Origin of the sequence: Streptomyces sp. NPDC101132 (genome assembly GCF_044759225.1) — a bacterium.
Taxonomy (GTDB): Bacteria; Actinomycetota; Actinomycetes; order Streptomycetales; family Streptomycetaceae; genus Streptomyces.
Map to the genome: position 1 here is coordinate 1 of NZ_JBIVYX010000023.1, position 22671 is coordinate 22671.

Here is a 22671-nt window from a genome sequence, read left to right on the forward strand (position 1 = left end):
CTGCGCGACCTCCCCCTCCTCGACGACGACTACCGCCACGAATTCGCCCAACTCGCCAACGGCTACCTCGACACCATCCACCCCGACGCCTACGAGCAGGTCACCCCGCTGCAGGCGATCTGCGCGTACCTGCTGACGCGCGAGGACTGGGACAACCTGCTGCCGGCCGTGGACTCGCTGGCGAACAAGGACAAGATCTCGGCCCCGCTGGTGGAGCGCGACGGCCGGATCTACTGGTGCGAGGAACACCTCGACGACGAGTTCGGCCGCACGGTGCTCGACGTCACCGACCTCGGCCTGCACGCCAAGAGCATCGACCGGATGTTCCTGCGCAACGCCCTGACCTCGTACGAGGTCAACGAGGGCGCCGTCTCCCTGAGCGGTGCCGTGGTGAACCCCCTGGGCCGCATCAGGCCCGGTGCGAAGCTCGGTGCCGAACTGGAGTTCCGGGCCCGCCGCAAGGTCGGCGTGAAGCCGGTCTCCTTCCCCGTCGCGTCCGTGACGCACGAGGGCCGGACCATCGCGTGGTCCGCCACCGCCGACCTCGCCGCGCAGCTGCGCCCGGTGGGCGTGGTGGACGCCGTGTGGGACGTACGGCTGCACCTCGACGTGGACGGCGTACGGACCACCACCCGCCTGTCCGTGGTCGACCCGGACCTGGTCGAGGGCGCGCTGCCGGTGCGGCCGCGGCTGACCCGCATGGTCGCCGACCACCTGGAACCCGAGGTCTCCCCCAAGGGGCACCTGGCCTTCTGCCTGGTCTCGCACGACCGGCGCAGCGAGGCACTGCAGGCCTTCATCGACCGCCGGGTGCAGGGCGCCCCCGGGCAGCTCGCCAAGACGGGCGTCCGCAAGGCCAAGAAGGTCCGCGGCAAGCTCGCCTCGACCGACACGAAGCTGCGCCTGTACCACGAGGTCTTCTCGAAGCTGCCGGTCAAGAAGGGCCTGGTCGTCTTCGAGAGCCACCTCGGCAAGCAGTACAGCGACAGCCCCAAGGCCATCTACGAGGAGATGCGCCGCCAGGGCGTGGACTTCGAGGCGGTCTGGTCGTACGAGGGCAAGCCCAAGGGGTTCCCGAAGGACGCCACCCTCGTGCGCCGCTGGTCGCTGCCGTACCTCAAGGCGCTGGCGCAGGCGGAGTTCTGGGTGGACAACCAGGGCTTCCCGCTCAAGCTCGCCAAGCGCCCCGAGACCACGTACATCCAGACCTGGCACGGCTCCGCGCTCAAGCGCATGGGCTTCGACGAGGCGGCCTGGAAGCTGAAGTCCAAGCCCCAGCAGGACGAGCTCCAGCGCACCCTCGACCGCTTCGACCGGTTCCTGGTCCGCACGGAGCACGACGTCCGCACCCTCGCCCGCGCCTTCCGGCTGCAGGAGAAGGTGCTGCTGCGCACCGGCTACCCGCGCAACGACGCGCTCGTGCGCGCCAAGGAGCGGGAGGACGCCACCGGCACCCGGGAGCGCGGCCCGCTCGCGGAGCAGCTCGGCATCCCGGCGGACAAGCAGGTGCTGCTGTACGCGCCGACCTTCCGGCAGCGCGGCAACGGCAGCAAGGCCTTCGAGCTGCCCTTCGACGTGGAGGAGTTCGCGGAGCGGTTCGGCGACCGGTACGTCCTGCTGGTGCGCTCGCACTACCTCAACCACGTGACGCTGCCGCCGTCGGTGCGCGGGAAGGTCTTCGACGTGTCCTCGTCGGTGCCGGACGTGACGCCGGTGCTGGAGCTGGCCGACGCGCTGATCACGGACTATTCGTCGATCATGTTCGACTACGCGCTGCTCGACCGGCCCGTCTTCCTCTTCGCGTACGACTACGAGGAGTACGTGGAGGAGCGCGGCGCCTACTGGGACATCTTCGAGAACGCTCCCGGCCCGGTGGTGCGCACCGCCGGCGAGCTGTTCGAGGGAATCGTTTCGCTGGAGTCCTCGGCGCGTGAGCACGCGGCGGACCGCAAGCGTTTTGTTGCCGAATTCGGCGAGTACGACACGGGTTCTTCCGCCCGTCGCATCGTCGACGAGTTCTTCTCCCACAGGAGGAATGGATGACCGAGTTCGCCGATCCCCGGCGCGACATCTTCTTCGTCGGAAACCAGGTCGACGAGCTGGGCGGTGTGACCACCTGGACGCACCAGATGGCACGGCTGTTCACCGGCCGCGGGCACAACGTCCACGTCATCGGCATCACCGAGCCCGAGGTGGTCCAGGACCTGGGCGGCGAACTGCCGTACCCGACGACCGTGCTGTACGGCGAGCACCCGCCGAAGGTGCCCAGCACCAGGGGCGTGCACAAGTTCAACGTCGCCCGGCACCGGGTGAAGGCGCGGCGCGACGAGGGCATGCAGGAGCAGGCGGCCAAGCTGACCGCGCTGTTCGCCGCGGCGAAGCCGGGTGCGGTCGTCATCGTCACGCAGGTGTGGGCCATGGAGTGGGTCACGCTCGCGGACACCTCCGGGCTGACCGTCATCGGCATGAGCCATGAGTCCTTCGAGTACAGCAAGGCCTGTTCGCGCTTCGGCCGGGTGCAGAAGTTCTACAAGGACGTCGACCGGATGCTGGTGCTGACCCAGGAGGACTCCGACCTCTGGATCCGTCAGGGCCTGAACAACGCGTCGTTCATGCCCAACCCGCTGCCCTTCATCCCGGACGTGCCCTCGCCGCGTACGGAGAAGGTGGTCACCAGCATCGGCCGCCTGTCCGACCAGAAGGGCATCGACATGCTCCTGGACACCTGGGCGGAGGTCGCGCCGAAGCACCCCGACTGGACGCTGCAGATCTTCGGTTCCGGTGAGGACGAGGAGATGCTGAAGAAGCAGTGCACCGAGCTGGGCCTGGACTCGTCGGTGCAGTGGATGGGCCGTACCAGCGACGTGGCGGGCGCCCTCCGCGGCGGCTCGATCTTCGTGCAGTCCTCCCGCGGCGAGGGCTTCCCGCTCGCCCTGATGGAGGCCATGGCGGCCGGTGTGCCGTGTGCCGCCTTCGACTGCGCCCCCGGCGTCCGGGAGATCATCAAGGACGGCGAGGACGGCCTGCTGGCCGCGCTGGGCAACACCAGCGGCCTGGCCCGCACCCTGAGCACCCTCATCTCGGACAAGGAACTCCGGGACTCCATGGGCGAGCTGGCCCGCGAGCGAATACAGCGGTACGCCCCCGAGAAGATCGTGGCCCGCTGGGAAGCGCTCTTCTCCTTCCTCGACCGTTGACGGACGGGCCGGGTTCTTTCATGTGCGACAAGTTGGTGGATTCATGGGCATGAGCAATGCGCAAAAGGCGGTCACGAAGGCTGTCATCCCGGCGGCCGGACTCGGCACCCGGTTCCTCCCGGCGACCAAGGCCACACCCAAGGAAATGCTGCCGGTCGTCGACAAGCCGGCGATCCAGTACGTGGTGGAGGAGGCGGTCGCGGCGGGTCTGAGCGACGTGCTGATGATCACGGGCCGTAACAAGCGGCCGCTGGAGGACCACTTCGACCGCAACTACGAGCTGGAGTCCGCGCTCGTGGCCAAGGGCGACGACGACCGCCTGAAGAAGGTCCAGGAGTCCAGCGACCTGGCCACCATGCACTACGTCCGCCAGGGCGACCCCCGCGGCCTGGGCCACGCCGTCCTGTGCGCCGCCCCGCACGTGGGCGACCAGCCCTTCGCCGTCCTGCTCGGCGACGACCTGATCGACCCCCGCGACCCCCTGCTCGCGAAGATGGTCGAGGTCCAGCACCGCACCGGCGGCTCCGTCATCGCCCTCATGGAGGTCGACCCCGCCCAGATCCACCTCTACGGCTGCGCGGCGGTCGAGGCCACCGAGGACGAGGACGTCGTCCACATCACGGGCCTGGTGGAGAAGCCGGAGCCGAGCGAGGCCCCGTCGAACTACGCGATCATCGGGCGCTACGTCCTGAACCCCGCGGTCTTCGACGTGCTCCGGGAGACCGAGCCGGGCCGCGGCGGCGAGATCCAGCTCACCGACGCGCTCCAGCAGCTCGCCGCCGACGAAACCCTGGGCGGCCCGGTGCACGGCGTGGTCTTCAAGGGCCGCCGCTACGACACCGGCGACCGCGGCGACTACCTCAAGGCCATCGTCCGCCTCGCCAGCGAGCGCGAGGACCTCGGCCCCGAGTTCCGGACCTGGCTGCGCGGTTACGTCACCGAGGAGCTGCACGAGGGAGCGGGCGAGTGAGCAAGTACCTGGTCACCGGCGGGGCCGGCTACGTCGGCAGCGTCGTCGCCGCCCACCTGCTGGAGGCCGGCCACGAGGTCGTCGTACTCGACAACCTCTCCACCGGCTTCCGCGAGGGCGTCCCGGCCGGCGCCTCCTTCATCGAGGCCGACATCCGCGACGCGGCCGCGCACCTGGACGACTCCTTCGAGGCGGTGCTGCACTTCGCCGCGTTCTCGCAGGTCGGCGAGTCCGTGGTGAACCCGTCCAAGTACTGGGAGAACAACGTCGGCGGCACCATGGCGCTGCTCGGGGCCATGCGCGGGGCCGGCGTGCGGAAGCTGGTGTTCTCCTCCACCGCCGCCACCTACGGCGAGCCGGAGTCCACGCCCATCACCGAGTCGATGCCGACCGCGCCGACCAACCCGTACGGCGCCTCCAAGCTGGCCGTCGACCACATGATCGCGGGCGAGTGCGCGGCGCACGGCCTGGCGGCCGTCTCGCTGCGGTACTTCAACGTGGCGGGCGCGTACGGCGAGTGCGGCGAGCGGCACGACCCGGAGAGCCACCTGATCCCGCTGGTGCTCCAGGTCGCCCAGGGCCGCCGCGAGGCCATCTCGGTGTTCGGCGACGACTACCCGACGCCGGACGGCACCTGCGTACGCGACTACATCCACGTCGCGGACCTGGCCGAGGCGCACCTGGCCGCCCTGACGGCCGCGACCGCCGGCGAGCACCTGATCTGCAACCTGGGCAACGGCAACGGCTTCTCGGTGCGCGAGGTCGTCGAGACCGTCCGCAAGGTCACCGGTCACCCGATCCCCGAGGTGATGGCGGACCGCCGGGCCGGCGACCCGGCCGTGCTGGTCGCCTCGGCGGAGACGGCGCACCGGCGGCTCGGCTGGACGCCGCGCCGCCCGGACCTGGCCGGGATCGTCTCCGACGCCTGGGAGTTCGCGCAGCGGCGCGCGGCGGAGTAGCCCTCCCCCGAGGACGTGACGGAAAAGGCCGCCGCCGGCGGGCGTGATCGCCCCGCCGGCGGCGGCCTTCCGTGTGCGCGGAGGCGTCAGAAGCCCAGCTTCCGCAGCTGCTTCGGGTCCCGCTGCCAGTCCTTGGCCACCTTGACGTGCAGGTCGAGGAAGACGGGCGTGCCGAGCAGCGCCTCGATGTGCTTGCGCGACTTCATGCCCACCTCCTTCAGGCGGGAGCCCTTCGGGCCGATGATGATGCCCTTCTGGCTCGGCCGCTCGATGTAGACGTTCGCGTGGATGTCGAGGAGCGGCTTGTCTGCCGGGCGGTTCTCGCGGGGCAGCATCTCCTCCACGACGACGGCGATGGAGTGCGGCAGCTCGTCCCGTACGCCTTCCAGCGCGGCCTCGCGGATCAGCTCCGCGACCATGACCATCTCGGGCTCGTCGGTGAGGTCGCCCTCGGGGTAGAGCGGCGGGCTCTCCGGGAGCAGCGGGGCGATCAGGTCCGCGAGGAGCTGGACCTGCTGGTCGCCGACGGCGGAGACCGGGACGATCTCGGCCCACTCGATGCCCAGCTCGGCGCCGAGCTGCTGGATGGCGATCAGCTGCTCGGCGAGGGCCTTGGAGTCGACCAGGTCGGTCTTGGTGACGATGGCGATCTTCGGGGTCTTCTTGATCCCCGCGAGTTCCTTGGCGATGAACTTGTCGCCGGGGCCGATCTTCTGGTCGGCGGGCAGGCAGAAGCCGATGACGTCGACCTCGGCCCAGGTGGTGCGGACCACGTCGTTCAGGCGCTCGCCCAGCAGGGTGCGCGGCTTGTGCAGTCCGGGGGTGTCGACCAGGACGAGCTGGGCGTCCTCGCGGTGCACGATGCCCCGGACGGTGTGGCGCGTGGTCTGCGGCCGGTTGGAGGTGATCGCGACCTTCGTGCCCACGAGTGCGTTCGTCAGGGTGGACTTGCCCGCGTTGGGGCGGCCGACGAAGCACGCGAAGCCAGCGCGGTGCGCGGAGGAGGAACGATCGCTCATGCGAGCCATTCTCCCCGATCGGGCCGGGACCGCCGACCAGTACGCCGCGCCGGCTGTCGGAACGGGTGCGCCAGGCGGCGTCGGACCAGTAGCGCCAGGGGCACGGCGGCCGCGGTCAGGGCGAGGGAGGCGGCCCCGGTCCAGGGGCCGGTGCGGAAGGCGACGGCAGCGCGGTCGGCGGTGCCGGCGGCCCGCACGGAGACGCTCAGCGCGACGCGGTCGAACCCCGGGGTGCCGGTCCAGCGTTCGGTGAGCCTCACCGACTCGCCCGGCAGCAGGTCGCCCGGGATCCGCCGCAGCTCGCGGCGGTGGAGGTCGCGTCCGAGGAGGCCCCGGGCGTGCAGGGTGGCCGCGGGGTGGAGGGTGACGTTGCCGAGGTTGCGCAGGGTGTACGTGACCACCGCGGCCCGTCCCTCCCGACGCACGCCCAGCCCCTCCACGGCGATCATCGGGGCCGTGGGCCCGCTGACCCGCAGGTGGACGCGGGCGGCGACGGCCTGCCGCACGCCCAGCCCCGCGCCGCCGGGGGCCGCCCGCTCGTCCAGGGCCACGATCGCGCCGGGATGGTCGCCGGGCTCCGCCCGCTCCGGCAGCGTCAGGGCGAAGGGCACGGTGACGGACGACCTCGCCGGTACGGTCACCCGCTCCCGGGACAGCCGTGCCCAGGCGCCGACGCCGGTGCGCGGCTCGTCGGGGCCCCGTACGGCGAAGCCGCCGTCCCGTACGGTGTTGTAGGCGTCTGCGGCGTACAGGCGGAAGGTGATCGGGCCCGCCGTCTTGTTGGTCACGGTGACCCGGTCGTCCACCCGGCCGCCGGGGTCGGCGGCGAGGAAGAAGTACGGGCGCTGCGCGATCCGGGTCGCGGCGGGCACGACGGACCACTGGCCGTTGTCGGCGGCCGAGGCGGGGGCGGCCGCCGCCGGGGTGAGGAGACCGAGCAGGGCGAGGGCGGGCGCCACGAGCAGCCGGGCCGCGCGGAGAGGGCTCCGGGCGCCCCGGGCGTCCGGCCGCCTCCCTGCGTGCCCGCCCGCGCCCGTCACGAGAGGGTGAGGGTCAGCACGGCCGCGTACGAGCCCGGCGCGGTGTACGGCGGGACGGTCAGGGCGACCTCCGCGTCCACCGTGAACTCGCCGCCGACGAGCGAGGCGTCCGGGGTGCTGGCGAGGGTGGCGCCCTCCGCTCCGACGGGGCCGGGGGTGCCGGGGACGCAGGTGCTGGGGCTGCCCTGCCGGGTGGCGCAGACCGGGGTCCAGGTGAGGCCGGCGCCGTCGATGCGTACGCCGCCGGGTCCGGTGAAGTCGGTGAGCCTGCCGGTGAGGGCCCAGCCGGCCGGGCCGCCCCGCTGGTCCTTGACGGTGACGGTGTGGATCCGGCCCTCCGCGGTGCCGCCCTGGCCGTAGGGGACGGCCGTGAGGGTGATCTCCTCGCCGGCCTGGGTCATGGAGAGGGCGCCGGGCTCGACGGTCAGGCCGATCTTCTGGGTGCCGGGTGGCAGCGGCGCGGCCTCGATGACGGCGTACGTGGCCGGGCCGGTGCCCCGCTCCGCGGTCCAGGCGGGCCCCTCGTACGCGACCACGGCGGTGGTGGCCCGGTCGGTGACCGGCAGCTCGGCGAGGACCACGCCCAGCCCGTCGGCGAGGGCGGTGACCTTGTCGGCGGTCTCGGCGGCGCCGGTGCGGCCGGCCACGGTGACGGCGGCGCCCGGGGTGAAGCCGGCGCCGGTGACCCGTACCTTCGCGCCGGGTTTCCCGGCGGCCGCGGCCAGGGAGAGGGCGCGGGTGTTGGCGCCGGGGACGGCGGTGGCGGTGAGGCGTTCGGCCACGGGGGCCGGGTCGGCGGGGTCGGTGGTGCAGGGCGTGTCCAGCTCCATGAGGTGGCTGGTGTGGAGGGTGTAGCCGCCCGGGGCGAGGGTGATCTCGCCGGGTTCGGTGACGGTGAAGGTGCCGGTCATGGTGAAGGCGGGGAAGGCGCCGTGGCCGGGCACCGGTCCGTTCCGCTTGGGTCCGGTGACGGTGACCTCGCCGGTCTGCGCGCCGCCGAGGACGACCTTGCCGGTCGGGGTGAGGACGTCCGCGGGGAGTTCCGCGTCGAGCGGGTTGACGGCGGCGGTCCTGGTCACCTGGTAGGTGACGGTGACCGTGTCGCCGACCTCGGGGGCCGGGTCGTCGACGGTGACGAGGGCGGTGGTCGGGCCGTCGGCGGGCGGCAGGCCCGCTTCCTGGGGCGGTAGGCAGTGGGTGGGGAACTCCACCGCGCCGGTGGCCTCCCCCGGATCGACCGGGCTCGCCGCGTTCGCGGGGACGCCGAGGGCGGCGAGCGCGAGGACGCCCAGGGCCGCCGCGGGCCAGCGACTGCGTGCCGTCATCTCGTCCCCCTGTGGTCGGACCCCGTCGCGCTGACGGCCATTCACGAGCGGGGGACGGTAGAAGTCAATGGCGGCAGGAGCCATCGACTGATGACCCATCAGGTAGTGGCGGGATCCGCCGGGCCGGGTGCTCCACCCGTGCCGCCCGGGCGCTCCGCGCGGAAGGTCCGCCGGTAGGCGGTGGGCGTCACGCCCACCGCCGCCTGGAGGTGCTTGCGCATGGACTGGGCGGTGCCGAAGCCGGCCTCGCGGGCCACCCGTTCCATCGGCAGGTCGGTGGACTCCAGCAGCTGCCGCGCCCGCTCCACCCGCTGCCCGACCAGCCACTGCCCGGGGCTCAGCCCGGACTCCTCGCGGAACCGCCGCGTGAAGGTGCGGACGGACACGGCCTCCCGGCGCGCCATGTCGCTCAGCCGCAGCGGCTCGTTCAGCCGCTCCAGCACCCAGTCCCGGGCCGCCGTGGTGCTGGCCGCGCCGGCCGCGGGCACCGGCCGGTCGATGAACTGCGCCTGGCCGCCGTCCCGGTGGGGCGGTACGACGGTCCGCCTGGCCACCTCGTTGGCCACGGCGGAGCCGTGGTCGCGGCGGACGATGTGCAGGCACAGGTCGATGCCGGCGGCGACCCCCGCCGAGGTGAGTACCGGCCCGTCCTCGACGTACAGCACGTCCGCGTCGACCCGGACGGCCGGGAAGAGCCGCTGGAAGTGCTCGGCGGAGGCCCAGTGCGTGGTGGCGCGGCGCCCGTCGAGGTAACCGGCCGCGGCCAGCACGTACCCGCCGGTGCAGATGGAGACCAGCCGGGTGCCCGGGCGGATGCGGGAAAGGGCGGCGGCCAGCTCCGGGGTCAGCCTGCCCTCCTCGAAGACCGGGCCGAGCTCGTACGAGGCCGGGACGACCACGGTGTCGGCGGTGGCCAGCAGCTCCGGGCCGTGCTCGACGGCCACGGCGAAGTCGGCGTCCGTGCGGACCGGGCCGGGAGCCAGACCGCAGGTGAGGATCTCGTACAGCGGCCGCCCGGCGGCGTCCTTGGCACGGCCGAAGATCCGGTGCGGGATGCCGAGCTCGAAGGGCAGCAGCCCGGCGAGGGCGAGCACGACGACACGATGGGCCATGGCCCGATCGTAGCGAATGCTGACCATCGGGCCACTCGATCACCCGGATCCGGCCACGGATGCTGTGGGGGTGACGACGATCCAGCCGCAGACGGCGGCCCCGACCCCGACGCCCGTGCGCCCGCCGGGCCGCGTCCACCGCGCCTGGTTCGTGGCGGCGGTGACCTTCGTGACGATCATCGGCGCGGCGGCCTTCGCCTCGCTGCCCGGGCTGCTGATCGAGCCACTGCACGAGGAGTTCGACTGGTCCCGAGGCACGATCGGCTTCGCCGTCTCGGTGAACCTCGCGCTCTACGGGCTGACCGCGCCGTTCGCCGCCGCGCTGATGGACCGCTTCGGGATCCGCCGCGTGGTGGGCGTGGCCCTGACCGTGATCGCGGTCGGTTCGCTGCTGACCGTCCGGATGACGGCCTCCTGGCAGCTCGTCCTGTACTGGGGGGTCCTGGTCGGCCTGGGCAGCGGCTCGATGGCCCTGGCCTTCGCCGCCACCGTCACCAACCGCTGGTTCACCGCCCGGCGCGGCCTGGTCACCGGCATCCTGACCGCCGCCGGCGCCTCGGGCCAGCTGGTCTTCCTGCCGCTGCTGTCCTGGCTGGTCCAGCACCACGGCTGGCGTCCGGCCGCCGTGACCGTGGCCCTCTCCGCACTGGCGGTCGTGCCCTTCGTGTGGCTGCTGCTGCGGGACCACCCCGCCGACGTGGGGCTCACCCCGTACGGGTCCACCGAGCCGGTGGCCAAGCCCGCGCCGGTGCCGGGGGCGGCCCGGCGGGCGGTCGCGGTGCTGTTCCGGGCGGCCAGGACCGGGCCGTTCTGGCTGCTGGCCGGCACCTTCGCGATCTGCGGTGCCTCGACGAACGGCCTGGTCAAGACGCACTTCGTGCCCGCCGCCCACGACCACGGCATGCCGATCACGGCGGCCGCCTCGCTGCTCGCGGTGATCGGCGTCTTCGACGTGGTGGGCACGGTGGCCTCGGGCTGGTTCACCGACCGGTTCGAGCCCCGCCGCCTGCTCGCCGTGTACTACGCGCTGCGCGGCGTCTCGCTGCTGTTCCTGCCGGCGCTGCTGGCCCCGTCCGTCCACCCGCCGATGCTGTTCTTCATCGTCTTCTACGGCCTGGACTGGGTGGCCACCGTGCCGCCCACCATCGCCCTGTGCCGCGAGCAGTACGGCGAGGACAGCGCCATCGTCTTCGGCTGGGTCCTCGCCTCGCACCAGGTGGGCGCGGCGCTGGTCGCCTTCCTGGGCGGCGTGGCCCGCGACGTCTTCGGCTCGTACGACCTGGTCTGGTACGCCTCGGGCGCGCTGTGCGCCGCGGCCGCGCTGATGGCCATGGTCATCCGCCGCAAGGACGGGACCGGGGTCAGCCTGCCCGCACCGTCAGCCTGACGGTGCCGTCGGGGCCGGCGAGCAGCACCGGAGTCCCGGGACCGCCCAGGTCCCGGACCGCGGCGCGGTCGGCCTCGGCCGGCTCCTCGGCGGCGGTCACCACCGCGGCCGCCTCCAGGGACTGCGCGCCGCTGGCCACGGCCATGGCGACGGCGGTCTGGAGGGCGCTGAGCTTGAGGGAGTCGAGGTCCACGGTGCCCGCGACGTAGGTACGGCCGGTCTCGTCGCGGACCGCCGCGCCTTCGGCCACGCCGTTGCGGGCCCGGGCGCTGCGCGCCAGCGTGATGATCTTGCGGTCCTCGGGGTCGAGGGCGGGCGTCTGCTCCGTGGTGTCGGTCATGCCGATCAGCATAAGGAGCGGGGAAAAGGAGCGCCTCGGCGGTCCGGTGGACGGACCGCCGAGGCGCTCTCCCCTCCGAAGCCTGAGCAAGGGGATCTTGGCACAAGCAAAGACAGGCTAAGGCAGGGAGATCCACGGATTCGGACAGGGTTCTGAATCGTGACCTCGGAACCGCGTTAGCTACGTCACGGCCGCGGCGGCACCGGCCCGGGGGCCGGACCTCCGCGGCCGGGCCGCTACGGCCGGTCCAGCCGGAGCCGCTCCGCCCTCGGGAGACCGGCCACGACCAGGTCGTACGAGTCCTCGACCAGCTCCCGCAGCAGCGCGTCCGGCACCCCGGCCACGGCCACGGTGTTCCAGTGCCGCTTGTTCATGTGCCAGCCCGGCACGATCGCCTCGTGCTCCGCGCGCAGCCGCAGGGCCTGCTCCGGCTCGCACTTGAGGTTCACCTTCAGGGGCGAGGCGTCCAGCGCGCTCAGCGCGAACACCTTGCCCAGCACCTTGAACACCGAGGTCTCGGGGTTGAAGGGGAACTCCTCGACGGCCGCGTTGAAGGACAGGCAGAACGCGCGCAGCTCCCCGGGGGTCACTCCGCGGCCTCCTCGGCCGCGACCGGCTCCACCAGCACGGTGACGATCTTGTTCCGGCGGCCGGCCGGGGACTCGGCGGTCAGCCTGAGCGCCCGCCCGTCCGGCAGGTCCACCACGGCCGTCGCACCGGCGATGGGCACCCGGCCCAGGGCCTTGGCCAGCAGGCCGCCGACGGTCTCCACGTCCTCGTCGTCGAAGGCCTCCAGGCCGAAGAGCTCGCCGAGGTCCGTGATGTCGAGGCGGGCGGTGACGCGGTAGCGGTCCTCCCCCAGCTCCTCCACGGGCGGGAGCTCGCGGTCGTACTCGTCGGTGATCTCGCCGACGATCTCCTCCAGGATGTCCTCGATGGTCACGATGCCGGCCGTGCCGCCGTACTCGTCGATGACCACCGCGACGTGGTTGCGGACCTGCTGCATCTCCCGGAGCAGGTCGCCCGCGTTCTTGGTGTCCGGGACGAACACCGCCGGACGCATGGCGGTGGACACCAGGTCCGCCTCCGCGTCGCGGTTGATGTGCGTCTTGCGGACCAGGTCCTTGAGGTACACGATCCCGACGATGTCGTCCTCGTTCTCGCCCGTGACCGGGATCCGCGAGAAGCCGGAGCGCAGGGCCAGCGTGGTGGCCTGACGGACCGTCTTGTACCGCTCGATGCAGATCAGGTCGGTGCGCGGCACCATCACCTCGCGCACCAGGGTGTCGCCGAGTTCGAAGACCGAGTGCACCATCCGGCGCTCCTCGTCCTCGATCAGCGACTCCTTCTCGGCGAGGTCCACCAGGGCGCGCAGCTCCGCCTCGGAGGCGAACGGGCCCTTGCGGAAGCCCTTGCCGGGCGTGAGCGCGTTGCCGATGAGGATCAGCAGCTGCGGGATCGGGCCCATGATCCGGTCCAGCGGCAGCAGGACGTACGCCGCGGCCGTGGCCGTGTTCAGCGGGTGCTGGCGGCCGATGGTGCGCGGGGAGACGCCGACGGCCACGTACGAGACGAGGACCATCACGGCGATCGCGACCAGCAGGGCCTTCCAGGTCTCGCCGAAGGCGTCGAGACAGGCGTACGTGACGAGCACGGCGGCGGCCATCTCGCAGGCGACCCGGACCAGCAGCGCGACGTTGAGGTAGCGCGTCGGGTCCGCGGCGACCTGGGCGAGCTTGGCGCTGCCGCGCCGCCCGGACCGTACCGCCTCCTCCGCCCGGAAGCTGGAGACGCGGGCGATGCCGGCCTCCGCGCAGGCGGCCAGCCAGGCCACGATGACCAGCAGGACCGCCCCGGTGATCAGCTGCGGGAGGCTCACGAGACGGTCGGGGCGGGAGACGGACCGGTCAGGCCGTGCTCGGCGCGCCACCCGTCCACGATGGCGGCCTGGAGGCCGAACATCTCGGCCTTCTCGTCCGGCTCCTCGTGGTCGTAGCCGAGCAGGTGCAGCACTCCGTGGACGGTCAGGAGCTGGAGCTCCTCGTCCATGGAGTGCTGCGTCGGGGCGTCCTCGCCCTGCTTCTTGGCGACCTCGGGGCAGAGCACGATGTCACCGAGCAGCCCCTGCGGGGGCTCCTCGTCGTCCTTGGCCGGCGGACGCAGCTCGTCCATCGGGAAGGACATGACGTCGGTCGGTCCGGGCAGGTCCATCCACTGGATGTGCAGCTGCTCCATGGCGTCGGCGTCGACGACGATCACGGACAGCTCGGACAGCGGGTGGATCCGCATCCGGGTGAGGGCGTAGCGGGCGATGTCGAGGATCGCCTGCTCGTCGACCTCGGTACCGGACTCGTTGTTGACGTCGATCGACATGGTGCTGTTGGACTACTTCCCCTGGGAACCGGTGCGGCTGTCGTACTGCTCGTACGCGTCGACGATACGGCCGACGAGCTTGTGCCGTACGACATCCTGCGAGGTGAGCCGTGAGAAGTGCACATCGGGGACCCCGTCGAGGATCTCCTGGACCTGGCGCAGACCCGACTTCGTGCCGCCCGGCAGGTCGATCTGGGTCACGTCGCCCGTGATGACGATCTTCGAGTCGAAGCCGAGCCTCGTCAGGAACATCTTCATCTGCTCGGGGTTCGTGTTCTGCGCCTCGTCGAGGATGATGAAGGCGTCGTTCAGGGTCCGTCCGCGCATGTACGCCAGCGGCGCGACCTCGATCGTGCCCGCGGCCATCAGGCGCGGGATGGAGTCGGGGTCGAGCATGTCGTGCAGCGCGTCGTACAGCGGCCGCAGGTACGGGTCGATCTTCTCGTAGAGCGTGCCCGGCAGGAAGCCGAGCCGCTCGCCCGCCTCGACGGCGGGCCGGGTCAGGATGATCCGGCTGATCTGCTTGGACTGCAGGGCCTGGACCGCCTTCGCCATGGCGAGGTAGGTCTTGCCGGTACCGGCCGGGCCGATGCCGAAGACGATCGTGTGCTTGTCGATCGCGTCGACGTACCGCTTCTGGTTGAGGGTCTTGGGGCGGATCGTGCGGCCGCGGCTGGAGAGGATGTTCTGGGTGAGCACCTCGTGCGGCGTCTCGTCGGGCCCGTTGCCGTTCTCGCTCGCCCTGAGCATGGCGATCGAGCGTTCCACTGCGTCCTCCGTCATCGGCTGACCGGTGCGGAGCACCAGCATCATCTCGTCGAACAGCCGCTGGATCACAGCGACTTCACGCGCGTCACCGACCGCGCTGATCTGGTTGCCGCGCACGTGGATGTCGGCGGCGGGGAAAGCCCTCTCGATCACGCGCAACAGGGCGTCACCCGAGCCGAGCACCATCACCATGGGGTGCTTCGCGGGAACGGTGAAATGGGCTCGCGCCTGGCCCGGCAGAAGGGCGTCACCCGCGCCTTCGGGGCGCTGGGGGCGGCTGCTGGCTGTGGGTGTCTGAGTCATGGGCTGGCACTGTGGCCTGCGCATACCTCCCGTAGTGAGGCCCCGCCGGTCGCGGCCTCCTGGACTTCCAAGCGTACGACGCCGCCCGCGGTGATCCGAGGGGGTTTTCCGGACCGTGGACGGCGCGCAGCGCGCCGCTCACACGGGGTGGCGGAAGCCGATCGTCGGCACGGCCCGCCGCCGGGCCCCGGCCGGCTCCGGGGAGGGCGCGTCGCCCGGCAGCAGCCCGTCCAGGAAGCCGTAGTGCCGCAGGCCCTCGGGCACCCCGCCGGGCAGCGAGCGCACCCCGTACCACCAGGCCGCGACCTCCGGCCAGCCGGGCGCGGAGAGCGAGCCGCCGAACTCCTGGACCGACAGGGCAGCCGTCAGCCCGGCGAAGGCCAGCCGGTCCGCGAGCGGCCACTCGGCCAGGGTGCCGGTCAGGAAGCCCGCGACGTACACGTCACCCGCGCCCGTGGGGTCCAGCGCCTCGACGGTGATCGCCGGCACCTCGGCGGTCTCCCCGGTGCGCCCGTCCACCGCGTACGAGCCCTGCTCGCCCATCGTGACCACGGCGATCGGCACCCGCTCGGCCAGCTTCCGGGCCGCCGCCCGCGGGTCGTCCTCGCGGGTGTACCGCATGGCCTCCCCCGCGTTGGGCAGGAAGGCCTCGCAGTGCGCCAGGCCGGCCAGCCCGTCCAGGTCCCACCGGCCGGTCTCGTCCCAGCCCACGTCGGCGAAGATCCGGGCCCCGCGGCCGGCCGCGGACGCGATCCACTCCTCGTGCCGGCCGGGCTCCAGGGAGGCCACCGCGGCCCGGGCCCGGGGCGGGCAGTCCGGGAAGGGCCCCGGGCCGGCCGGAGGGGGCGCCTCGTGGCCGTGGGAGACCATCGTGCGCTCGCCCTCGTAGGCCATGGAGACCGTGACCGGGGAGTGCCAGCCGGGGACCGTGCGGGACTGGGACAGGTCGATGCCCTCGCCCTGCTCCAGCGCGTCCCAGCAGTACTCGCCGTAGAAGTCGTCGCCGAAGGCCGCGGCCAGGCTGGTGCGCAGCCCGAGGCGGGCGAGGGCGGTGGCCATGTTGGCGACGCCGCCGGGGCTCTGTCCCATGCCGCGCGCCCAGGACTCCGTACCGCGCACGGGGGCCGAGTCGAGGCCGGTGAAGATGATGTCGAGGAAGACCGTGCCGGTCAGGAAGACGTCGCAGCCGGGATCCTGCGGGGCGCGGACCTCTCTGAGCGGGTCCAGGGCGCCCCGGCGGTGCTGTCCGTTCCTGCTGGCCATGGCGTGCTCCCCGGGTCCGTACGCGAGAAAGTGTGCAGCCCTGCCCGCCGGCAGTCGGCTCAAACCCAGTGTGTCCCAGATCACTACAGCAGGGCTCGACTCCGCCCGCCCTGCACGCTCGCGTCGGGCCGGCCGGGCGGGGCCCGGGCGGACGGCCGGGCCGTCGCCGGGGGCGGATGGGCCGTCGCCGGGGGGCGGATGGGCCGGACCCGGGCGGGCCGGGGCGTGCCCGGCCCGCGCGGTCCGCTAGCGGCGCTTCGGGAGCGGGATGCGCAGGAGGTCCTGGGCGACCGTGAGCTCGCCCTGGAAGCCCGCCGCCCGCGCCTGCCGCTCGAAGGCGTCCGGGTCGGTGTACCGCTGGGAGAAGTGGGTCAGCACGAGGTGCTTCACCCCCGCCTCCAGCGCCACCGTGGCCGCCTGCCCCGCGGTCAGGTGGCCGTGGTCGGTGGCCAGCCGCACGTCCTCGTCGAGGAAGGTGGACTCGATCACGAGCATGTCGCAGCCCGCGGCGAGCGCGTGCACGCCCTCGCACAGCCGGGTGTCCATGACGAAGGCGAAGCTCTGGCCCGGCCGGTGCTCGCTGACCTGGTCGAGCGTGACGCCGTCCAGGACGCCGTCGCGCTGGATGCGCCCCACGTCCGGGCCGCTGATCCCGTGCCGGGCGAGCAGCTCGGGCCGGATCCGCCGCCCGTCGGGCTCGGTGATCCGGTAGCCGAAGGACTCGACCGGGTGGGAGAGCCGGCGCGCCTCCAGGGTGTACGCGTCACCCTTGGCCAGCACCCCGTCCGCGGCGACCGGGGCCTCGTCGATGCGCACCGTCTCGCGGTACGCCGTGGCGTACCGGAGCCGGTCGAAGAAGACCTGGCCGCTGGCCGGGTAGTGCGCGGTGACCGGGTGCGGCACCTGGTCGAGGTTGATCCGCTGGATCACCCCGGCCAGGCCGAGCGAGTGGTCGCCGTGGAAGTGCGTGACGCAGATCCGGTCGATGTCGTGCGCGGCCACGCCGGCCCGCAGCATCTGCCGCTGTGTGCCCTCGCCCGGGTCGAAGAGGAAGCCCTCGCCGTCCCAGCGGAGCAGGTAGCCGTTGTGGTTGCGGTGGCGGGTGGGCACCTGACTCGCCGTGCCCAGGACCACGAATTCACGTGCGGACACGGCTTATCCGGGGGGCCATTCGAGGCCGCGGCCGCCGAGGACGTGGGCGTGCGCGTGGAAGACGGTCTGGCCGGCGCCCGCGCCGGTGTTGAACACCACGCGGTAGCCGGTGCCGTCGGCCTTCTCGTCCGCGGCCACCGCCCCGGCCTCGCGCAGCACGTCCGCGGCCAGCGTCGGCTCGGCCGCCGCCAGGGAGGCCGCGTCCGGGTAGTGCGCCTTGGGGATCACCAGGACGTGCGTCGGCGCCTGGGGGTTGATGTCGCGGAAGGCGACGGTGGTCTCGGTCTCCCGCACGATCGTGGCCGGGACATCACCGGTGACGATCTTGCAGAACAGGCAGTCGGGCTGTGCCTCGCCAGCCATGTGCGGCCTCCTCGCGGCTCCTTGATCGGTACGGGCGCATCGTATCGGCCCCCCGCCGCGCGGGCGTCCGCGTTTCCCGGCCGGACGCCCGTGTTACGACCAGCGGCCGGTGCGGGCCAGCAGGACGGCCACCGCGGCCGTGCCCGCCGTCGAGGTGCGCAGCACCGAGCGCCCGAGCCGGTACGGCCTCGCCCCCGCCTCGGCGAAGACCGCCAGCTCCTCCGGCGAGACCCCGCCCTCGGGGCCCACCACGACCACGATCGACCCGGTCTCCGGCAGGGCGGCCGTGGCCAGCGCCTCGGACGGGTGGTCCCGGTCCTCGTGCAGCACCACGCCCAGGTCGGCTCCGGCCAGCAGCTGCGCGACCTGCCGGGTGGACATCGCCTCGGCGACCTCGGGGAACCGCACCCGGCGCGACTGCTTGCCGGCCTCGCGCGCCGTGTTCCGCCACTTGGCCAGCGACTTCGCCCCGCGCTCGGCCCGCCACTGGGTGATGCACCGGGAGGCCTGCCACGGCACGATCGCGTCGACGCCCGTCTCCGTCATGGTCTCGACGGCCAGCTCCCCGCGGTCGCCCTTGGGCAGCGCCTGGACCACCGTGATGTGCGGGCGCGGGTCCGGCTCGGTCAGCACCTCGCGCAGGTCCGTGACGACCAGCCGGTCCTTGCCCTCGGCGGCCTTCACGACGCCCTCGGCCCACTGGCCGCGGCCGTCGGTCAGCACCACGTCCTCGCCCGGCTCCAGCCGCTTGACGGAGACCGCGTGCCGCCCCTCCGGTCCGTCCAGGACGAACTCGGGCCCCGCGGGCACCTTCTCGACCACGAATACGGGGGCTGTCATGACGCACTCCTTGTCAACGCGCTCTGCGCCTCTGCCAGTTCGGCCACGAGGACTTCCACCAGCTCGGCCGCCGGCAGCGCCCGGGCCAGCCGGTGCCCCTGCCCGGCCCACAGGGCCATCCCCTGCGGGTCGCCGGCCTCGGCCGCGGCCTTGCGCAGCCCGCTGGTCAGGTGGTGGACCTGCGGGTAGGCGGCCGGCGCGTAGGGACCGTGCTCGCGCATGAAGCGGTTGACCAGGCCCCGGGCGGGGCGGCCCGAGAAGGCCCGGGTGAGTTCCGTGCGCGAGAACAGCGGGTCGGTGAGGGCCCGCTTGTGCAGGGGGCTGGCGCCCGACTCGGGGCAGACCAGGAAGGCGGTGCCGAGCTGGGCGGCCTCCGCGCCCGCGGCCAGTACGGCGGCGATCTGGGCGCCGCGCATCAGCCCGCCGGCGGCGATGATCGGGAGGGCCACGGCCTCGCGTACCTGCGCGACCAGGGGCAGCAGGCCGAAGCCGGCGCAGTCGGTCTCGGGGTCGTCGCGGTGGGTGCCCTGGTGGCCGCCGGCCTCGATGCCCTGGACGCACACGGCGTCGGCGCCCGCGGCCTGGACGGTACGGGCCTCCTCGGCGGAGGTCACGGTGACGACGGTACGGGTGCCCACGGCGGCCAGGGCGGCCAGCAGCTCGGGGGCGGGACAGCCGAAGGTGAAGGAGACGAGCGGCACCGGGTCGTCCAGCAGGATCGCGAGCTTGGCGTCGTACCCGTCGTCGGTGCGGTCGTCGACGTCCTCGGGGAGCGGCGCGTCGTACCAGGCGGCCTCGCCCGCGAGCTGGCCCCGGTAGGCCGCTATCTCGGCGGGGTCGGCGTGGCCCGGCTGCGGCATGAAGAGGTTCACTCCGAACGGCGCGCGGGTGAGCGCGCGCATCCGCTTGATCTCCTGGTACATGCCGTCGGCGGTTTTGTAGCCGCCGGCCAGGAAGCCCAGTCCGCCCGCGTCGGACACGGCTGCGGCGAGCTGCGGGCCGGAGGCGCCGCCCGCCATGGGGGCCTGCACGATCGGGTGCGGGTGGAGATCGCTCAGCGCGGAGGACATGACCTGCATCGTGCCACGTCCCCCGCACGGTGCCGAATCAGGGCTTTCGCCTGGCATAGTCCGCCCGCGGCCGGCGCACCGGCGGTTCTTCCGGCGGCCGTTGGGCGTTCGCCCAGCGGCCGCCGGAGCACGCTCCGCGCACGGTCAGCGGCCGTTGAAGGCGTCCTTCAGCCGCGAGAACAGACCCTGCTGCCCCGGCTGGAACTGGCCCGTCGGGCGTTCCTCGCCGCGCAGCTTCGCCAGCTGGCGCAGCAGCTCCTCCTGCTGCGGGTCCAGCTTCGCCGGGGTCTGCACCTCGACGTGGACGATCAGGTCGCCGCGGCCGCCGCCGCGCAGGTGCGTGACGCCGCGCCCGTGCAGCGGGATCGACTGGCCGGACTGGGTGCCGGGCCGGATGTCGACCTCCTCCATGCCGTCCAGCGTCTCCAGCGGGCACTTCGTGCCCAGGGCCGCCGCCGTCATCGGGATGGTGACCGTGCAGTGCAGGTCGTCGCCGCGCCGCTGGAAGACCGGGTGCGGCAGCTCGTGGATCTCGACGTACAGGTCGCCGGCGGGGCCGCCGCCGGGGCCGACCTCGCCCTCGCCCGCAAGCTGGATCCGCGTGCCGTTCTCCACACCGGCCGGGATCTTGACCGTGAGGGTGCGGCGGGAGCGGACCCGGCCGTCGCCCGCGCACTCGGGGCACGGGGTCGGGACGACGGTGCCGAAGCCCTGGCACTGCGGGCACGGCCGCGAGGTCATGACCTGGCCCAGGAAGGACCGGGTGACCTGGGAGACCTCGCCGCGGCCGCGGCACATGTCACAGGTCTGGGCCGAGGTGCCGGGGGCGGCGCCCTCGCCGGAGCAGGTCGTGCAGACCACGGCGGTGTCGACCTGGATGTCCTTGGTCGTGCCGAAGGCCGCCTCGTCGAGCTCCAGCTCGAGACGGATCATCGCGTCCTGGCCGCGCCGGGTGCGCGAGCGCGGGCCGCGCTGGGACGCCGTACCGAAGAAGGCGTCCATGATGTCGGAGAAGTTGCCGAAGCCACCGGCGCCGAAGCCGCCGGCACCGCCGCCGCCCGAGGCGGACAGCGGGTCGCCGCCGAGGTCGTAGACCTGCTTCTTCTGCGGGTCCGACAGCACCTCGTAGGCGGCGTTGATCTCCTTGAAGCGCTCCTGCGTCTTCGGGTCCGGGTTGACGTCCGGGTGGAGTTCGCGCGCCAGGCGGCGGAAGGCCTTCTTGATCTCGTCCTGGGACGCGTCGCGGCGTACGCCGAGTACGGCGTAGTAGTCGGTGGCCACTTACGACTCCGCCAGGATCTGTCCGACGTAACGTGCCACTGCGCGTACCGCTCCCATCGTTCCGGGGTAGTCCATGCGGGTCGGTCCGACCACGCCGAGTTTGGCGACTGCCTCGCCGCCCGAACCGTAGCCGACCGACACGACGGACGTGGAGTTCAGCCCTTCGTGGGCGTTCTCGTGCCCGATGCGTACCGTCACGCCCGGTTCCTTGGCCTCGCCGAGCAGCTTGAGGAGCACGACCTGCTCCTCCAGCGCCTCCAGCACCGGCCTGATCGTGAGGGGGAAGTCGTGTCCGAAGCGGGTGAGGTTGGCGGTGCCGCCGATCATCAGCCGCTCCTCGGTCTCCTCGACCAGTGTCTCCAGCAGCGTGGAGAGGACGACCTGGACGGTGCCCCGGTCGTCGGCCTCGAAGGATTCCGCCAGGTCCTGCACCAGCTGCGGCACGTCCGCGAACCGGCGGCCGACGACCCGGCTGTTCAGCCGGGCCCGCAGGTCGGCCAGCGAGGTCTCGCCGAACGGCGCCGGGCAGTCGACCATGCGCTGCTCGACCCGGCCGGTGTCGGTGATCAGTACGAGCATCAGCCGGGCCGGCGCGAGGGAGAGCAGCTCGACGTGGCGCACCGTGGAGCGGGTGAGGCTCGGGTACTGCACGACGGCGACCTGCCGGGTCAGCTGCGCGAGCAGCCGGACCGTGCGGCCGACGACGTCGTCGAGGTCGACCGCGCCGTCCAGGAAGTTCTGGATGGCGCGCCGCTCCGGGCTCGACAGCGGCTTGACGCCCGCGAGCCGGTCGACGAAGAGGCGGTAGCCCTTGTCGGTCGGGATGCGGCCGGCGCTGGTGTGGGGCTGGGCGATGTAGCCCTCGTCCTCCAGCACGGCCATGTCGTTGCGCACGGTGGCCGGCGAGACGCCGAGCTTGTGGCGCTCCGTGAGTGCCTTGGAGCCGACCGGCTCCTCCGTCCCGACGTAGTCCTGGACGATGGCGCGCAGCACCTCGAGTCTGCGTTCGCTGAGCATCGGCGCACACCTCCAGCTGTGATGCCCGGTTCGTTCACTGGCTTGGCACTCGATGCGTGTGAGTGCCAGAGATCCCCCGGTCAGTGTACGGCGGCGGGGTACGCCCGTAGCAAGGGCGGCCCGTCACGGTAGCGTCGCGGTATGGACGTGGCTTGGGAAGAGGCGGGGTGGGAACGGCTGACCGGGCGCACCGGCCGGCGGCGGCTCCCGGTGTGGGACTGCACGGTGGGACTGGTGGTGGGGGACCGTTCCGTGCTCATGGTCGACCCCGGTTCGTGCGTGCGGGAGGGGGCCGAGCTGCGGGCGCAGGCGGAGCTGCTGACCGGCCGGAGAGTGACGCACCTCGCATTCACGCACGGTCATTTCGATCACGTTCTGGGGGCCGCGGCCTTCTCGGGGGCCGAGGTGTTCGGCGCGGTGGGCCTGGACGGGCTGCTCGCGGCGGAGCGGGAGGAGCTGCGGGAGTCGGCGGTGCGGCACGGGCTGGCCGCCGAGGAGGCGGCGGAGTCCGCGGAACTGCTGGTGCTGCCGCGGCACCACGTCTCGGGCGAGTGGACGCTGGACCTGGGCGGGGTGCAGGTGCTGCTGGCGAACGTGGGGCCGGGGCACACCGGCCACGACCTGGCGGTGCTGGTGCCCGGCGAGCGGGAGGTGGTGTTCTGCGGGGACCTGGTGGAGGAGTCCGGGGAGCCGCAGGCCGGGCCGGACGCCGTGCCGGGCCGGTGGCCGGCGGCGCTGGACCGGCTGCTGGCGCTGGGCGGCGAGGAGGCGCTGTACGTGCCGGGGCACGGTTCGGTGGTGGATGCCCGGTTCGTCCATGAGCAGCGCGACACACTGGCCGGTCGTTTCGGCGTGTCGCGCGCGTGAGGGTGACGCCGTTCCTACTGTCGTG

General features: G+C 72.8%; 22 protein-coding genes. 6 read left to right on the forward strand and 16 right to left on the reverse strand.

The annotated features are described in order from the left end of the window. The 4 genes from ACIQUR_RS33900 to galE form a co-directional block, all read left to right on the forward strand. The coding region (locus ACIQUR_RS33900; protein ID WP_403673020.1) for a CDP-glycerol glycerophosphotransferase family protein at positions 1–2043 on the forward strand (2043 nt) is incomplete at its 5' end. Further along, positions 2040–3197 (forward strand): glycosyltransferase, encoded by a 1158-nt coding sequence (locus ACIQUR_RS33905; protein WP_403673022.1) that lies wholly within the window; start codon positions 2040–2042, stop codon positions 3195–3197. The genes ACIQUR_RS33900 and ACIQUR_RS33905, both read left to right, overlap by 4 nt. 49 nt (positions 3198–3246) lie before the next feature. Further along, positions 3247–4167, forward strand: coding sequence for a UTP--glucose-1-phosphate uridylyltransferase GalU (gene galU, locus ACIQUR_RS33910; protein ID WP_403673023.1), 921 nt, complete (start codon positions 3247–3249; stop codon positions 4165–4167). Next, positions 4164–5126: a UDP-glucose 4-epimerase GalE gene (galE, locus tag ACIQUR_RS33915; RefSeq protein ID WP_403673025.1), complete on the forward strand. Its 963-nt coding sequence runs from the start codon at positions 4164–4166 to the stop codon at positions 5124–5126. The genes galU and galE overlap by 4 nt, the downstream gene beginning before the upstream one ends. Before the next feature lie 86 nt (positions 5127–5212). On the opposite strand, the gene era is transcribed toward galE, so the two are convergent. The 4 genes from era to ACIQUR_RS33935 all read right to left on the reverse strand — a co-directional run bounded on the left by era (position 5213) and on the right by ACIQUR_RS33935 (position 9622). Beyond that, positions 5213–6154, reverse strand: coding sequence for a GTPase Era (era, locus tag ACIQUR_RS33920; protein ID WP_399956739.1), 942 nt, complete (start codon positions 6152–6154; stop codon positions 5213–5215). Continuing rightward, a complete protein-coding gene (locus ACIQUR_RS33925; protein ID WP_403673028.1) occupies positions 6142–7104 on the reverse strand; it encodes a DUF916 domain-containing protein in 963 nt (320 codons plus the stop codon). Before ACIQUR_RS33925 ends, era begins: the two co-directional genes overlap by 13 nt. Positions 7105–7181: 77 nt before the next feature. Beyond that, complete coding sequence (locus ACIQUR_RS33930) at positions 7182–8510, reverse strand: beta-xylosidase (protein WP_403673029.1); 1329 nt, start codon at positions 8508–8510, stop codon at positions 7182–7184. A gap of 98 nt (positions 8511–8608) precedes the next feature. After that, positions 8609–9622, reverse strand: coding sequence for a GlxA family transcriptional regulator (locus tag ACIQUR_RS33935; RefSeq protein WP_403673030.1), 1014 nt, complete (start codon positions 9620–9622; stop codon positions 8609–8611). Between the two features lie 16 nt (positions 9623–9638). Between ACIQUR_RS33935 and ACIQUR_RS33940 the strand changes: the two genes are divergently transcribed. Next, positions 9639–11009 carry an MFS transporter gene (locus ACIQUR_RS33940; protein WP_403673032.1) on the forward strand — a complete coding sequence of 457 codons (1371 nt, stop codon included), beginning with the start codon at positions 9639–9641 and terminating at the stop codon, positions 11007–11009. Here ACIQUR_RS33940 and ACIQUR_RS33945 read toward each other — a convergent pair. The 12 genes from ACIQUR_RS33945 to hrcA form a co-directional block, all read right to left on the reverse strand. Beyond that, positions 10984–11349 (reverse strand): cytidine deaminase, encoded by a 366-nt coding sequence (locus tag ACIQUR_RS33945; RefSeq protein WP_403673034.1) that lies wholly within the window; start codon positions 11347–11349, stop codon positions 10984–10986. The two genes, ACIQUR_RS33940 and ACIQUR_RS33945, sit on opposite strands and share 26 nt — an antisense overlap. Positions 11350–11585: 236 nt before the next feature. Next, entirely contained in the window at positions 11586–11939 is a 354-nt protein-coding gene (locus ACIQUR_RS33950; RefSeq protein ID WP_403673036.1) for an MmcQ/YjbR family DNA-binding protein, read from the reverse strand. Then, entirely contained in the window at positions 11936–13228 is a 1293-nt protein-coding gene (locus ACIQUR_RS33955) for a hemolysin family protein (RefSeq protein ID WP_403673037.1), read from the reverse strand. Before ACIQUR_RS33955 ends, ACIQUR_RS33950 begins: the two co-directional genes overlap by 4 nt. Next, the gene (gene ybeY, locus ACIQUR_RS33960) at positions 13225–13722 is read right to left on the reverse strand and encodes an rRNA maturation RNase YbeY (RefSeq protein WP_399956764.1); all 498 of its coding nucleotides are present in this window, start codon (positions 13720–13722) and stop codon (positions 13225–13227) included. Before ybeY ends, ACIQUR_RS33955 begins: the two co-directional genes overlap by 4 nt. A 12-nt stretch (positions 13723–13734) precedes the next feature. After that, positions 13735–14793, reverse strand: a complete 1059-nt coding sequence (locus ACIQUR_RS33965; RefSeq protein ID WP_403673039.1) for a PhoH family protein — start codon at positions 14791–14793, stop codon at positions 13735–13737. Positions 14794–14931: 138 nt separating this feature from the next. Continuing rightward, positions 14932–16056: a carbohydrate kinase family protein gene (locus ACIQUR_RS33970; RefSeq protein WP_403673041.1), complete on the reverse strand. Its 1125-nt coding sequence runs from the start codon at positions 16054–16056 to the stop codon at positions 14932–14934. Positions 16057–16302: 246 nt separating this feature from the next. Next, positions 16303–17208, reverse strand: a complete 906-nt coding sequence (locus ACIQUR_RS33975) for a ribonuclease Z (protein ID WP_403673042.1) — start codon at positions 17206–17208, stop codon at positions 16303–16305. A 3-nt stretch (positions 17209–17211) separates the two neighbouring features. Then, on the reverse strand, positions 17212–17571 hold the full coding sequence (locus ACIQUR_RS33980; RefSeq protein WP_403673044.1) for a histidine triad nucleotide-binding protein: 360 nt from the start codon (positions 17569–17571) through the stop codon (positions 17212–17214). A 93-nt stretch (positions 17572–17664) separates the two neighbouring features. Further along, the gene (locus tag ACIQUR_RS33985) at positions 17665–18411 is read right to left on the reverse strand and encodes a 16S rRNA (uracil(1498)-N(3))-methyltransferase (protein ID WP_403673046.1); all 747 of its coding nucleotides are present in this window, start codon (positions 18409–18411) and stop codon (positions 17665–17667) included. Beyond that, positions 18408–19481 carry a nitronate monooxygenase gene (locus ACIQUR_RS33990; RefSeq protein WP_403673048.1) on the reverse strand — a complete coding sequence of 358 codons (1074 nt, stop codon included), beginning with the start codon at positions 19479–19481 and terminating at the stop codon, positions 18408–18410. Before ACIQUR_RS33990 ends, ACIQUR_RS33985 begins: the two co-directional genes overlap by 4 nt. 144 nt (positions 19482–19625) lie before the next feature. After that, the gene (gene dnaJ, locus ACIQUR_RS33995; RefSeq protein WP_399956788.1) at positions 19626–20762 is read right to left on the reverse strand and encodes a molecular chaperone DnaJ; all 1137 of its coding nucleotides are present in this window, start codon (positions 20760–20762) and stop codon (positions 19626–19628) included. Then, entirely contained in the window at positions 20763–21779 is a 1017-nt protein-coding gene (hrcA, locus tag ACIQUR_RS34000) for a heat-inducible transcriptional repressor HrcA (RefSeq protein WP_403673050.1), read from the reverse strand. It lies immediately after the preceding gene. A 141-nt stretch (positions 21780–21920) separates the two neighbouring features. On the opposite strand from hrcA, the gene ACIQUR_RS34005 reads away from it, so the two are divergent. Beyond that, entirely contained in the window at positions 21921–22646 is a 726-nt protein-coding gene (locus tag ACIQUR_RS34005) for an MBL fold metallo-hydrolase (RefSeq protein WP_403673051.1), read from the forward strand. The last annotated feature ends 25 nt before the right edge of the window (positions 22647–22671 follow it).